Consider the following 12,577-nt stretch of genomic DNA (forward strand, 5'->3'; position numbering starts at 1 on the left):
GACTTGATACACTTTCTTACAAAGGCCACCCGATCTGGTGGCCTTTGGACGCCGAACCTGCAAGCCCTAGAGCGCCGCCCCCCCGGCGGTGCTCCAGGGCTGAAGGCCCTAGTTCTGCGTCTTGAGCGTGCTGCGCAGCTGCGTCAGCGCCTGTTCGAGGTCTTCCAGTACGGATTCGATCTCACGCCGCTTGTGGAGGTCGAGGACCGCCGCGCGCGGCGTGGTAGTGGACGGCTGCGGACCTGTGCGGGGCAGCGGCTGACGGGCACCACCCGCCATCGCCTCGGCCCGTGCCGACACGATGCGCAGGCTCTCGAGGGCACTCTCGGCCGCAAGGTCGAGGCGCTGGGCCGGCAGACGGCCGCGGCCCTCCTTCAGGAGGCGCTGTACGCCCTTGATCGTGTAACCGTCTTCGTAGAGGAGCGCGCGGATACGGCGCAGCAGATCGATGTCTTCCGGCCTGTAGTAGCGACGGCCCCCGCCCCGCTTCAGTGGCCGTACCTGGGAGAACTTGCTCTCCCAGAACCGCAGCACGTGCTGCGGCACATCCAGCTCGGTCGCGACCTCGCTGATCGTTCGAAACGCCTGCGCCGACTTCTCGACCCGTCTTTCGACGGTCTGAACCGAAACGGCCATCCCTGATCCCCTCGTGTTCCCAACTACCCCTTGTTCTCGCCGGGCGCCCCGTTGATCAGTGTTTTCAGGACATTCGACGCTCGAAAGACGAGGACCCGCCGCGGCAGGATGGGAACTTCCTGCCCGGTCTTCGGGTTGCGGCCGACACGCTGCCCCTTGTCGCGTACGGTGAAACTCCCGAACGAGGAGATCTTCACCGATTCGCCGCGCGCCAACGCTTCCACCACCTCGGAGAGTATCGTCTCCACGAGATCGCTGGATTCATTGCGAGACAGTCCCACCTCTTGGAACACTGACTCGCTCAGATCGGCGCGCGTAATAGTCCGGCCGTCCACTCCGGTACCTCTTCTTCCCCCAGTTAATCCTTACTCTAAGGTGGGAAAGCGGTCAATATCAGTGGGATAGAGGCTGGACTTGAATCGCCGCCTGTTCACGTTCCGTTGGCGTTTATTCTCGCTTTACCAGCGAACGAGGCTCGCGCCCCAGGACAGGCCGCCACCGATCCCCTCGAGCAGCAGCAGATCGCCCTTCTTGATGCGGCCGTCCTTGACCGCGACGTCCAGCGCCAGAGGGATCGACGCGGCGGACGTGTTGGCATGCTTGTCGACCGTCATCACGACACGCTCCGGCGGCAGGCCGAGCTTGCGGCCGGTGCCATCGATGATGCGCTTGTTGGCCTGGTGCGGGACCAGCCAGTCGATGTCCTTGGGCTCGAGCCCTGCCTTCTCCAGCACCTCGCCCACGACCGCGGCCATGTTGACGACGGCATGTTTGAAGACCTCCTTGCCTTCCATGCGAAGGAAGCCGGTGGTCCGGGTCGAGGACGGGCCGCCGTCTACGTAGAGGATGTCGTGATGGCGACCGTCCGAATGCAACGCGTTGGCGAGGATGCCGCGGTCGGCCGGCGTACCCGCCCCCTGCTCGCCCTTGAGCACGATCGCGCCGGCGCCGTCGCCGAACAGCACACAGGTGCCGCGATCGTCCCAGTCGAGGATGCGAGAGAAGGTCTCCGCGCCGATCACGAGGGCGGTCGAAGCAAGGCCGCTCTTGATGAGGCTGTCGGCGACCGAGACGCCGTAGACGAAGCCCGCGCATACGGCCTGGACGTCGAACGCCGCGCCCTTGGTCATGCCGAGGGCGGCCTGCACACGCGTGGCCGTGGCGGGAAAGGTCTGGTCGGGCGTCGCCGTCGCCAGCACGATCAGGTCGAGGTCCGACGCCTTGATCCCGGCATGGTCGAGCGCCCGCTGCGACGCCTTGATCGCCAGATGGGAGGTGAACTCGCCATCCGCCGCGATGTGGCGCTGGCAGATGCCGGTGCGCTGGCGGATCCACTCGTCGGTGGTTTCGACCGTCTTCGCCAATTGTTCGTTGGTGACGATACGCTCGGGAAGATACGAACCGCAGCCCTGGACGACAGAACGAATCACGCAGTTCCTCCGGTGGCCTGCAGCGTCGAGGCCGGCGTCTCGGCGGTCGCGCTGATCTCACGCAGCCGGGCCAGCCCCTCGACAAGCTTGTTCCTGTATTCGTAGCGGACGAGGTCAACCGCCACGCCGATAGCATAGGCAAAGCCCAACGCGTCCGTGCCGCCGTGGCTCTTCACGCAGACGCCGTCGAGGCCGAGGAAAACACCGCCATTGTAGCGGCGCGGATCGACCCGCTTGCGCAGCTTCTTCCAGGCCCCGGAGGCGAAGAGGTAGCCGATCTTGGCGAAGGTCGAGGTCCGGAAGGCGTCGCCGACGAACTGGAACGTCAGCTTTGCGGTACCCTCGATCGCCTTCAGCGCGACGTTTCCCGTGAAGCCGTCGGTGACCACGACGTCGGTCACGCCCGCGCCGATGTCGTTGCCTTCGACGAAACCGTGGAAGTTGACGGGCGAGCCCGGGCGGCGCAGCAGCGCTGCCGCCAGGCGCAGCTCCTCATGACCCTTGAGTTCCTCCGAGCCGACGTTCAGCAGGCCGACCTTCGGCGAATCGAGGCCAAGCAGCGCCTGAGCGAACACGCTGCCCATCACGGCGAACTGCGCGAGATTGTCGGCGTCGCATTCGAGATTGGCGCCGAGATCCAGCATCACCGTCTCGCCCCGCGAGGTCGGCATGAAGGAAGCCAGGGCCGGACGGTCGGCGCCCTCGAGCATCCGCATGGCGAACATCGAGATGGCGAGCAAGGCACCGGTATTGCCGGCCGAGACGATCGTGTCGGCACGGCCCTGGGCGGCGGCCTCGACCGCCATCCACATGCTCGACTTGCGGCGGCGGCGCAGCGCGAAGGACGGCTTGTCGTCGCCCCGCACGGCGTCTTCCGACGGCACGATCTCGAGCACCTGCGCGAGACCCTTGCGCTTGTCGACGAGCGCCTTCAGGCGCGCTTCGTCGCCGAACAGGAGAAAGGACGTTCCGGGATAGCGCTCGCGGGCAATGTCCGCGCCGTTCACGATGACGTCGGGGGCGTGATCGCCACCCATGCCGTCGAGGGCGAGTACGATCTTGTTCGCACCCACCGTCACGCTCCGCCTGTCGACTGCCAGCGCATTGCCGGCGGCGTGCTTCTGACTACTTCTCGGCCGACGCGGCGTCGGCCAGGACCGGCATGTCCTCGCGGTAGTAGCCGCAATGCGAGCAAACCATGTGCGGGCGCTTCAGCTCGCCACAGTTCTTGCACTCCATATACGCCATCGTCGGCAGCGCGTGGTGCGAGCGACGCATGTTGCGACGGGACTTCGAAACCTTTTTCTTGGGAACTGCCATGACGATCTCCAGAGCGAGGGCCGCTCCCGCCTATCCAGGCAGGGCATGCCCCCAGAAATGCTGCAGCCGCGCTCTATAGGCGCGGCGGGCGGCCTTCTCTAGCCAAATCGCCTCACCGCCGCAACATATTACCGGCCGCGACGCGGCTTGTCCTTCAGGGCCGCCAGACCGGCGAACGGATGCCGGCGCGGTTCGGGCGCAGAGCGCCGCGCGCCGCCCTTCGGCTTCGGCAGGACGTCTTCGAGTTTGATCCCGGGGCGCCGCGGATAGGGATCTGCCGTCAGCGACAGTTGCTCGGCGACGATTTCTCCGACATCGAGCATGTTGCTCTCCAGCGGCTCGGGCGCATCCCCCTGCGCATTGAGGAGCGCCTCTCCGCTCTCGGGGTCGCGGTCTTCTGTCACATTCTCGGCGAACACCAGACGAAAGGAATCGTCCAGTTCCTGGGTCACGGGATCGAGGCTGAGGATGCAGGCCTGAACGACGCGCCCCTTGAGGCGTCCATCGACGATGATCTGGCCGCCGGGTTTCCGGTCCACGGAGACGCGTGCCGAAAAGTCCGGCAGGCCGAGAAAGCCGAAGCGCTTGGCCAACGCCGCCCGTTCGCTCTCCGTTGTGGCGATTTCCAGCGCGGTGCCGTTGTTCCCGAGCTTCTCGAGATCCACAACTCTTTCTAGTTCAGATTTGTAATTCTTATCAGTGGCTTGCGTCATATTATTAAATCACTTTATCAAATCGTTGCGGGCCGTGGCCTCCAGCGTGCGGGCATAGCTCCTGACATGCGCTTCCAGTCGCGCAATCATCTCGGCGCCCTCAGGCGACCTACCGCCATAGGCATTGCGGCGCAACACCTCCACAAACGGGGTCGACCCACCGTTCAGAGCCTCACGATAGGCCAAGGCACGCCCATGGAGGCCCTCGGCCATTATCTTGATGCGCCGACCGACACCCAAGTCCTGGATGCCGATTTCGCGCAGGGTCAGGTCGAGATGCTTGAACATGGCGTCGAAAAAGGCCTGCGCAAGAACCTCGCCATCGGGTTCGCGGCGCAGCCGGTCGATCATCAGTGCCGCATGGAGCGCCAGCGCATCGAAGCGGCCGTCCAGGGTGTCGGGGATACCGCAGGTCTCGAAGAGCTCGGGCGCGCGCGCCTGCTCGGCCACGCGGCGATAGACCGCCATGGCGAAATCGTCCTCTGGCTTGCGGCGACGGAACACGACCGGCCTCCTCCCCAATTCTCGGCGGCCCAGCGGTTGACCGGGGGCCTCCATCACGACATCTTGCGATCCCTCTTCCCCCAAAGCCAAGAAGCAGTCCATGCGTCGCACCGCCCCGCTCGCCCTTGCCAGCGTCCTCGCCGTCTCGGCAGTCGTCACCCTCGGCGGCTGTGAGAATACCGTCGACCTGCGTGGCTTCGCCGCGACGCCCGGTTCGGTCGAAAAACTCGAAGTCGGTGCCCAGAGCCGCGAGGACGTGGTCCGCCTGATCGGCTCGCCCTCGGCCGTGGCGACGTTCAATCCAAACGTCTGGTACTACATCAGCGAGACCCAGGAATACTGGGCCTACACCAAGCCCAAGATCAGTTCCCAGCGGGTGATCCAGATCACGTTCAACGAATCCGGCCGCCTCGAAGGCATCAAGAACTACGATCTCAAGGACGCCCAGAACATCCAGATGGTGTCCCGCATCACCCCGACCTCGGGCAAGGAGCTCACGATCCTCGAACAGGTGCTGGGCAACGTCGGCCGCTTCAGCGGTCCGAAGGGCCAGGCCACCAATCCCGGCGCGCCGACCAGCGGCGGCGGAAGCTGACCGCCCGATACCGTTTGTGCCCGGGGCGCCGAAGTCGGCGCCCCAAAGAAAAAGCCCCGGTCCTTCGACCGGGGCTTTTCCGTTTCAGAGTGTCCGCGTCGGCTCAGTGCGCCAGGACGGCCAGGAGCAGCAGCGCCACGATGTTCGTGATCTTGATCATCGGATTAACGGCCGGACCGGCCGTATCCTTGTACGGGTCGCCGACGGTGTCGCCGGTCACCGCCGCCTTGTGGGCGTCGGATCCCTTGCCGCCGAAATGGCCTTCCTCGATGTACTTCTTGGCGTTGTCCCAAGCACCGCCGCCCGCCGTCATCGAGATGGCGACGAAGATGCCGGTCACGATCACGCCGAGCAGCATGGCGCCGACCGCCGCGAAGGCATCGGAGCGGCCCGCGATCCACGAGATCACGAAGAACAGCACGATCGGCGACAGCACCGGCAGCAGCGACGGGATCATCATCTCCTTGATCGCCGACTTTGTGAGCATGTCGACGGCGCGGCCGTAATCCGGCCGATCCGTGCCCGCCATGATGCCGGGCTTCTCCTTGAACTGCCGGCGCACTTCCTCGACCACCGCCTGGGCGGCACGGCCGACGGCCAGCATCGACATGCCGCCGAACAGGTACGGCAGCAGGCCGCCGACCAGCAGACCGACGACGACGTACGGGTTCTTCAGCGAGAAATCGACTGCCGTCACGCCCAGCTTGCCCGCGGCGATGAAGTAGTCGAGGTCGGAGGTGTAGGCCGCGAACAGCACCAGCGCGCCGAGACCGGCCGAGGCGATGGCGTAGCCCTTGGTGACGGCCTTGGTGGTGTTGCCGACCGCGTCGAGCGCGTCGGTGTTCTTGCGCACCTCCTTCGGCAGCCCGGCCATTTCGGCAATGCCGCCGGCATTGTCGGTGACCGGGCCGTAGGCATCGAGGGCCACGATCATTCCCGCGAGCGCCAGCATGGCGGTCGTGGCGATGGCGATGCCGAACAGGCCCGCCAGGATGTAGCAGATCACGATGCCGGCGCAGATCAGGAGCGCCGGGCCAGCCGTGGCTTCCATCGACATCGCGAGGCCGGCGATGACGTTGGTGCCGTGGCCGGTGACCGACGCCTGCGCCACGGCCTTCACGGGGCGATAGTTGGTGCCGGTGTAGTACTCGGTGACCCAGACGATCAGGCCGGTGATGGCGAGGCCCACCAGCGAGCACCAGAACAGCGACATGCCGGTGAACGAACGATCGCCCACCGTCAGGACCGTGCTCATGCCGACCAGCCGGTCGGTGGCGACATAAATCGCGGGGATCGACAGCACGGCGGCCACGATCACACCCTTGTACATCGCCCACATGATGTTGCCGTCCGAGCCGAGGCGGACGAAGTAGGTGCCGATGATGGAGGTGATGATGCAGGCGCCGCCGATGACCAGCGGATAGGCCATCAGCTTGGCCACCAGGACGGGGTCGGCCGCAAAGAAGATCGAGGCGAGGACCATCGTGGCGACGGTCGTCACCGCATAGGTCTCGAACAGGTCGGCGGCCATGCCAGCGCAATCGCCGACATTGTCACCCACGTTGTCGGCGATGGTCGCCGGGTTACGGGGGTCATCCTCAGGAATTCCCGCCTCGACCTTGCCGACCATGTCGCCGCCGACGTCCGCACCCTTGGTGAAAATGCCGCCGCCGAGACGGGCGAAGATCGAGATCAGCGAGGCGCCAAAGCCGAGCGAGACCAACGCATCGATCATGTCGCGGCTGCCGCCGGGAATGCCCATGTTGAGCAGCACGGTGTAGTAGCCGCCGACACCGATCAGGGCGAGACCGGCCACCAGCATGCCGGTCACCGCACCCGCCTTGAAGGCGAGATCGAGACCCGAGGCCAGACTCTTCTGGGCTGCGACGGCGGTACGAACGTTGGCGCGGACCGACACGTTCATGCCGATGAAGCCGGTCGCGCCCGAGAGGACTGCGCCGATCAGGAAGCCGATGGCGGCAAACTTGCCGAGCAGGGCCGCCAGAACGACGAGGACGACGATGCCCACGATTCCGATGGTGGTGTACTGGCGGCGCAGGTAGGCAGCCGCACCCTCCTGGATGGCCTGTGCGATTTCCTGCATGCGTGGCGTGCCGGCATCGGCCGCCATCACCCGTGACGCGGTAACGACGCCATACAGCACGGCAATCAAGCCGCAGCCGATGACGCCCCAAAGAACCGTGGACATGTTTCCCTAACCTATTGTTTTTTCGTCTGCTTTACGCACATCGCGACCTGAAGTACGCGAACTCCCCCCGGGCGCGAGGTACCTGGAAAAATGACAGATGGCCCGTGGGCGCGCAACCGCAGACGCGGAAAAGTCACGTTGCCTCAAGGGCTTGGCTTCAGGCGCGTGACGGATTCCGCAGGCGGTAAACACCAATGACGAGCAAGGCGATCAGCACCAGGACGAGCGCCACGTAGTTCAGCGCAGCCCAACCTTTGAGCTCGAGCACGACGCTGGCCATCAGGCTGGCCACGGTCGTGACGCCGAACACCATAAAGTCGTTGAAGGCCTGGGCCTTGCCGCGCTCGGCCGGCCGGTAGGTCGTGGTCAGGAGCGTCGTCGCGCCGACGAACAGGAAATTCCAGCCCACGCCGTTCAGCGTGAGAGCCCCGCGGAAGTGCCATTCGGTGATGCCCATCAACGCGACGATCACCCCGGCCACGAGCAGGACGATGCCGGCGATCATGACGTTGAAGACCCCGAAGCGCGCGATCAGATGGCCGGTGAAGAAGGATGGGATGAACATGCCCATGACATGGACGAAGATCGTCACCGGGGCCTCGGTCGCCTTGAGACCGCACTGCACGATCGCCAGCGGCGAGGCCGCCATCACGAAGGACATCACCCCGAAGGCGATCATCGCCCCCGCACAGGCGACCATATAGGTCGGCTGGGTCACGATCTGGGAGAGCGGGCGTTGAGGCCCCGAGGAGTCCTCCACCCTGACCTGGGGAAACTCGATGAAGCCCAGGACGATGAAGACGAGGATATGGATGAAGATGACGGCGACAAAGCTCGCCTGGAACAGCGGCAGCCAGAGGTCGGGTGTGAAGCGCGCCAGACTCGGACCGAGGATGCCGGCCAGCACGCCGCCGGCCGTGACATAGGAGATCGCCTGCGCGCGATGAGGTGCCGGCGCCAGCTCGACGGCGGCGAACCGGTAGAGCTGCATGTTGGCGATGCCGTAGCCCAGAAACAGGCCGCCCAGACACATCACCGGGAAGCTGCCGAGGCCAAGCCCGATGGCGGCCAGCGACGAGCCGATCATCCCCATCACGGAACCGCTGCGGAAACCGAACCTTCGGCCGCGCCGCATCATCAGCATCGACGCCGGGAACACCGACAGCATGACGCCCAGATGCTGCATGGTGACCGGCAGATTGGCCCACATGCGCATGTCCGGCGAGACTATGGTCAGAACCGCCAGCGCCGAGGAGGCGAACATGAGCGTGTTGCTGCTCTGCGTCAGCGCCTGGCAGATTCCCAGCAGGGCGATGTTTCGCATCGAGCGGCGCGGCATGCGCCCGTCCGAGGCCGCGGGCATTTCCTGCACCTTCGATGATCCGTCCATTGGGCCGGCACTCTAGTCGGCCGCCCTGCCCGCGCCATGGTGCGGCGCGCAGTGCAGCTATGAGATGGTGGAATTCACTAGAAGTGAACGTATCCCTTGCGCCGGGCGTCGATCGCTCTGCCGCCCGCGGTAGCCGAGAGCCCGCTACCGCGAGCAAATTGGCCGATGCGCGTGATCCGGAGGCCCGCCGCCTGCCCGGCCGCCTGCAGCGCCGCCCGACGGCGCAGCGGCACTGCCATCACCAGTTCATAGTCGTCCCCGCCACCCAGGACCCTCGCCCACAGGCGCGGATCGGCGGCCACGGCCGCGCGCGCGGCGGGTGAAAGGGGCACGTCGTCGCGTTCTATGCTCACAGCCAGGCGGGAGGCGTCGGCAATGTGGGCCGCGTCGGCCAGCAGCCCGTCCGAAACGTCGGCCATCGCCGTCACGACACCCGTCAGACGTGGCCCCAGCGCGCTGCGCGGCTGGGGCAGCCGATAGCGATCCTCGAGATGCGCGCGCTGCCTCGCCGTCAGCGCCGGGAGGGCGCCTTGCGCCGCCAGCAGACCGAGGGCCCCGTCGCCGATCGTGCCGCTCACCCAGAGCTCGTCCCCTGCCCGCGCCCCGGCGCGGGTCACGCCCTTGCCGCGCCCGACCCGGCCGAACGCGGTGATGGTGATCGTGAGCGGTCCCGGCGTGACGACCGTGTCGCCGCCACACAGCACGATGCCGAAGCGGCGCTGGTCGGCAGCCAGGCCTTTGGCGAAGGCCGCAACCCAGGCCTCCTCCCAGGTCGACGGCAAGGCGAGCGAGAGCTGATAGACGAAGGGCGTCGCGCCCCCGGCCGCCAGATCGGAAAGGCAGACCCGCAGCGCCTTGGCGGCGATGCGCCCGGGCCGATCGTCGGCCAGGAAATGAACGCCGGCCACGATCGTGTCTGTCTTGACCACCAGATCGTGACGTGCGTCCGCCGGCAGGAAGGCATTGTCGCTCTGGAGACCGCCCGCTCCCTCGAAGTCACGGGCGAGCGGCGCGAAGTAGCGGGCGATCAGTTCGAACTCGCCGACTCGCCCCGCCCGCGCCATGCGTCTACTTCCGGTCGGACGGCCGGGCCTGGCGCGCCACGCGGTCGAGAACGGAGTTGATGAAGCTCGGCTCGCCCTTGTCGTAAAAGGCGTGGGCGATTTCGACATACTCGTTGATGACGACGCGCAGCGGCACATCGGGACGATGCGCGAGTTCATAGGCCCCGGCGAGCAGAATGGCGCGCACCAAGCGGTCCACACGCGCCCAGGTCCAATCCTCGGCCAGCGACGCCGACACCAGCGCCTCCAGCTCGTCGCGCCTGCTCGCGGTGCCCTCGACCACGTCCTTGAACAGCGGCTTGTCGGCATCGCGGCGCATGCCGCCCTCGCCGGCTTCGCCGGTGCGGACCTTCAGGAACTGCTCGACGATCTCGGCCGGGGCGTCCTGCCCTTCCTGCCACTGGTACAGCGCCTGCACGGCCGACAGCCGCGCGGCCTGGCGGCGGCTGGGGCCGACCGGCTTGACGTCGCTCACGTCTTCTTCCAGCGACGGCCGAGCGCCACCATGGCGAGGCAGGCATGGGCGGCATCGCCGCCCTTGTCGCCGCGATCCGTGTAGGCGCGGGCGCGCGCCTGCTCGATATTCTCGACCGTGACGATGCCGTATCCGATGGCGAGCTTCTTCTGGACCGCGAGGTCCATCAGCCCGCGCGCGCTCTCCCCGCAGACATAATCGTAGTGTGTGGTCTCGCCCCGGATCACGCAGCCCAGCGCCACGTACCCGTCGTAGGGTTTACCCTTCTTGGCCGCCGCCAGCGCGATCGCGCCCGGAATCTCGAAGGCGCCCGGCACGACGACGCGCTCCGACTTCGCACCGTTCTTGGCGGTCTCTCGTTCGGCGCCCTCGATCAGGGCATCGGCGACGTCGGCGTAGTAGCGCGACTCCACGATCAGGATGCGCGCGCCCTTGACGCCGGCGACCGCCGGCCGGGCGGTCGGATTTTCCGTCCGTGTCGACATGATCAGACCTTTGCGCGGCCGGGAACCGGCTTCTGGGCGACGATCGTCAGGCCGAAGCCCTCGAGGGCCACGACGCTCTTCTGCGAATTGCTGAGCAGCACCATTTCCTTCACGCCGAGATCGATGAGCATCTGGGCGCCGACGCCATAGTCGCGCAACTCCTGTCCCGCCGGTTCGATGGGCTCGCCGGCGCGGCGGCGCTGCTCGGCCAGAACGACGGTGAGTGGCTCGCGGATCAGCACGATGACGCCGCGGCCTTCCTTGGCGATCTCGCGCATCGAGGCCTCGATCTCGCCGCCCCGGCCGCCGCTGCGCTGGCCGAGCGTGTCGGTGAAGAGGTTGACCGCATGCATGCGCACCATGACGGGTCCGCCGGCGGCGGGATCGCCCTTCACCAGGGCCACGTGCTGCGCCATCGTCACCTTGTTCACGTAGACGACGCAGCGGAAATCGCCCCCCCAGGTGCTGTCGAGCGTGGTCTCGCTGATGCGCTTGACGATCGAGTCGTAGCGGCGACGATAGGCGATCAGGTCGGCGATGGTGCCGATCTTCAGCGCATGGCGCTGCGCAAAGGTGATGAGGTCGTTGCGACGGGCCATCGTGCCGTCGTCGTTCATGATCTCGCAGATCACGCCCGCCGGGTTGAGGCCCGCCAGACGCGCGATATCGACCGCGGCCTCGGTATGGCCCGTGCGCTCCAGCGTGCCGCCGTCGCGGGCAACCAGCGGAAAGACATGGCCGGGCGTTACGATATCCTGCGGCCCGCACGACGGGTCGATCGCCACGGAGACGGTGCGGGCGCGGTCGGCGGCCGAGATTCCGGTCGTCACACCCTCGCGCGCCTCGATCGACACGGTGAACGCCGTCGAGTGACGGGTGCGGTTGTTCTGCGACATCAATGGCAGGCCGAGCTGCTCGACCCGTTCGCGCGTCAGCGCCAGGCAGATCAGCCCGCGCGCATGCCGTGCCATGAAGTTGATGGCCTCGGCCGTCGCCCACTGGGCCGGGATCACAAGGTCGCCCTCGTTCTCGCGATCCTCGTCGTCGACGAGGATGAACATCCGGCCCTTGCGGGCCTCCTCGATGATGTCCTCGGCGGCGGCCTTCACTTCGCTGAAGGTGATCCGCCAAGCGTCCTTTTCGAGCGCACTCATGATTTCTGATGCTCCAACAGTCGCGCAACGTAACGCGCGAGCATATCCACCTCAAGGTTGACCCTCTGGCCGACCCGGGCCTGCCCCAGGGTGGTGACCGCTTGCGTGTGTGAAATCACGTTCACCCCGAAGCGATTGTCGTCGACTTCATTCACTGTGAGCGAGATGCCGTCGATCGCAATCGAGCCCTTCGCCGCAACGAAGCGGGCCACTTCCGGCGGCGCCTCGAAGACGAAGCGCACACTGCCGCCTTCCGGTGTCATCGCGACGATCCTGCCCACGCCGTCGACATGGCCGTAGACGAGATGTCCGCCCAGCTCGTCCCCGAGCTTCAGCGACAATTCGAGGTTGAGGCGGCTGCCGACGGTCCAGTCACCCAGGTGCGTCTTGTCGAGACTCTCGGCCGAGACCTCGACGGCGAACTGGCCAGCCTTCTTCTCGATCACGGTCAGGCAGCAGCCCGAGCAGGCGATCGAGGCGCCGATGGCGATCGGCGTCATGTCGTGTTTCGTGGCGATGACGAACCGGCGATCGCCTTCCTTGCCGCCGGGGTCGACCGAGACGATCTCGCCGATGTCGGACACTATACCTGTGAACATGGC

At 66.3% G+C, this 12,577-nt stretch carries 15 protein-coding genes; 1 reads left to right on the forward strand and 14 read right to left on the reverse strand.

All coding sequences use genetic code 11. From position 1 onward, the window contains the following. Window positions 1-108 precede the first annotated feature (108 nt). From ACO07K_RS12100 to ACO07K_RS12130, 7 genes are all read right to left on the reverse strand, one after another. Window positions 109-636, reverse strand: coding sequence for a MerR family transcriptional regulator (locus ACO07K_RS12100; protein WP_422036174.1), 528 nt, complete (start codon window positions 634-636; stop codon window positions 109-111). Window positions 637-659: 23 nt separating this feature from the next. Then, window positions 660-971 (reverse strand): integration host factor subunit alpha, encoded by a 312-nt coding sequence (locus ACO07K_RS12105; protein WP_295136311.1) that lies wholly within the window; start codon window positions 969-971, stop codon window positions 660-662. A 123-nt stretch (window positions 972-1,094) separates the two neighbouring features. Further along, entirely contained in the window at window positions 1,095-2,066 is a 972-nt protein-coding gene (locus ACO07K_RS12110) for a beta-ketoacyl-ACP synthase III (protein ID WP_422036175.1), read from the reverse strand. Further along, on the reverse strand, window positions 2,063-3,139 hold the full coding sequence (plsX, locus tag ACO07K_RS12115) for a phosphate acyltransferase PlsX (protein ID WP_422036176.1): 1,077 nt from the start codon (window positions 3,137-3,139) through the stop codon (window positions 2,063-2,065). Before plsX ends, ACO07K_RS12110 begins: the two co-directional genes overlap by 4 nt. A 52-nt stretch (window positions 3,140-3,191) precedes the next feature. Further along, window positions 3,192-3,386, reverse strand: coding sequence for a 50S ribosomal protein L32 (rpmF, locus tag ACO07K_RS12120; RefSeq protein WP_422013539.1), 195 nt, complete (start codon window positions 3,384-3,386; stop codon window positions 3,192-3,194). Window positions 3,387-3,514: 128 nt separating this feature from the next. Further along, window positions 3,515-4,099, reverse strand: a complete 585-nt coding sequence (locus tag ACO07K_RS12125) for a YceD family protein (RefSeq protein WP_422036177.1) — start codon at window positions 4,097-4,099, stop codon at window positions 3,515-3,517. 9 nt (window positions 4,100-4,108) lie between these two features. Further along, window positions 4,109-4,603, reverse strand: a complete 495-nt coding sequence (locus ACO07K_RS12130) for a ubiquinol-cytochrome C chaperone family protein (RefSeq protein WP_422036179.1) — start codon at window positions 4,601-4,603, stop codon at window positions 4,109-4,111. A 100-nt stretch (window positions 4,604-4,703) separates the two neighbouring features. Between ACO07K_RS12130 and ACO07K_RS12135 the strand changes: the two genes are divergently transcribed. Then, window positions 4,704-5,198, forward strand: coding sequence for an outer membrane protein assembly factor BamE (locus ACO07K_RS12135; protein WP_422036180.1), 495 nt, complete (start codon window positions 4,704-4,706; stop codon window positions 5,196-5,198). A 103-nt stretch (window positions 5,199-5,301) separates the two neighbouring features. Here the strand turns inward: ACO07K_RS12135 and ACO07K_RS12140 are convergent, their stop codons facing one another. The 7 genes from ACO07K_RS12140 to ACO07K_RS12170 all read right to left on the reverse strand — a co-directional run bounded on the left by ACO07K_RS12140 (window position 5,302) and on the right by ACO07K_RS12170 (window position 12,574). Continuing rightward, window positions 5,302-7,407, reverse strand: coding sequence for a sodium-translocating pyrophosphatase (locus ACO07K_RS12140; protein WP_422036181.1), 2,106 nt, complete (start codon window positions 7,405-7,407; stop codon window positions 5,302-5,304). 157 nt (window positions 7,408-7,564) lie between these two features. Next, the gene (locus ACO07K_RS12145) at window positions 7,565-8,797 is read right to left on the reverse strand and encodes an MFS transporter (protein ID WP_422036182.1); all 1,233 of its coding nucleotides are present in this window, start codon (window positions 8,795-8,797) and stop codon (window positions 7,565-7,567) included. A 77-nt stretch (window positions 8,798-8,874) separates the two neighbouring features. After that, window positions 8,875-9,861, reverse strand: coding sequence for a thiamine-phosphate kinase (gene thiL / locus ACO07K_RS12150; protein ID WP_422036184.1), 987 nt, complete (start codon window positions 9,859-9,861; stop codon window positions 8,875-8,877). A 4-nt stretch (window positions 9,862-9,865) separates the two neighbouring features. Then, a complete protein-coding gene (gene nusB / locus ACO07K_RS12155) occupies window positions 9,866-10,336 on the reverse strand; it encodes a transcription antitermination factor NusB (protein WP_422036186.1) in 471 nt (156 codons plus the stop codon). After that, window positions 10,333-10,824, reverse strand: a complete 492-nt coding sequence (locus ACO07K_RS12160; RefSeq protein WP_422036654.1) for a 6,7-dimethyl-8-ribityllumazine synthase — start codon at window positions 10,822-10,824, stop codon at window positions 10,333-10,335. Before ACO07K_RS12160 ends, nusB begins: the two co-directional genes overlap by 4 nt. Next, window positions 10,824-11,975 (reverse strand): 3,4-dihydroxy-2-butanone-4-phosphate synthase, encoded by a 1,152-nt coding sequence (ribB, locus tag ACO07K_RS12165; protein ID WP_422013523.1) that lies wholly within the window; start codon window positions 11,973-11,975, stop codon window positions 10,824-10,826. Before ribB ends, ACO07K_RS12160 begins: the two co-directional genes overlap by 1 nt. Beyond that, entirely contained in the window at window positions 11,972-12,574 is a 603-nt protein-coding gene (locus tag ACO07K_RS12170; RefSeq protein ID WP_422036187.1) for a riboflavin synthase, read from the reverse strand. The genes ribB and ACO07K_RS12170 overlap by 4 nt, the downstream gene beginning before the upstream one ends. Window positions 12,575-12,577: the final 3 nt, after the last annotated feature.

Origin of the sequence: Reyranella sp. (assembly GCF_965228225.1) — a bacterium.
GTDB lineage: Bacteria > Pseudomonadota > Alphaproteobacteria > Reyranellales > Reyranellaceae > Reyranella.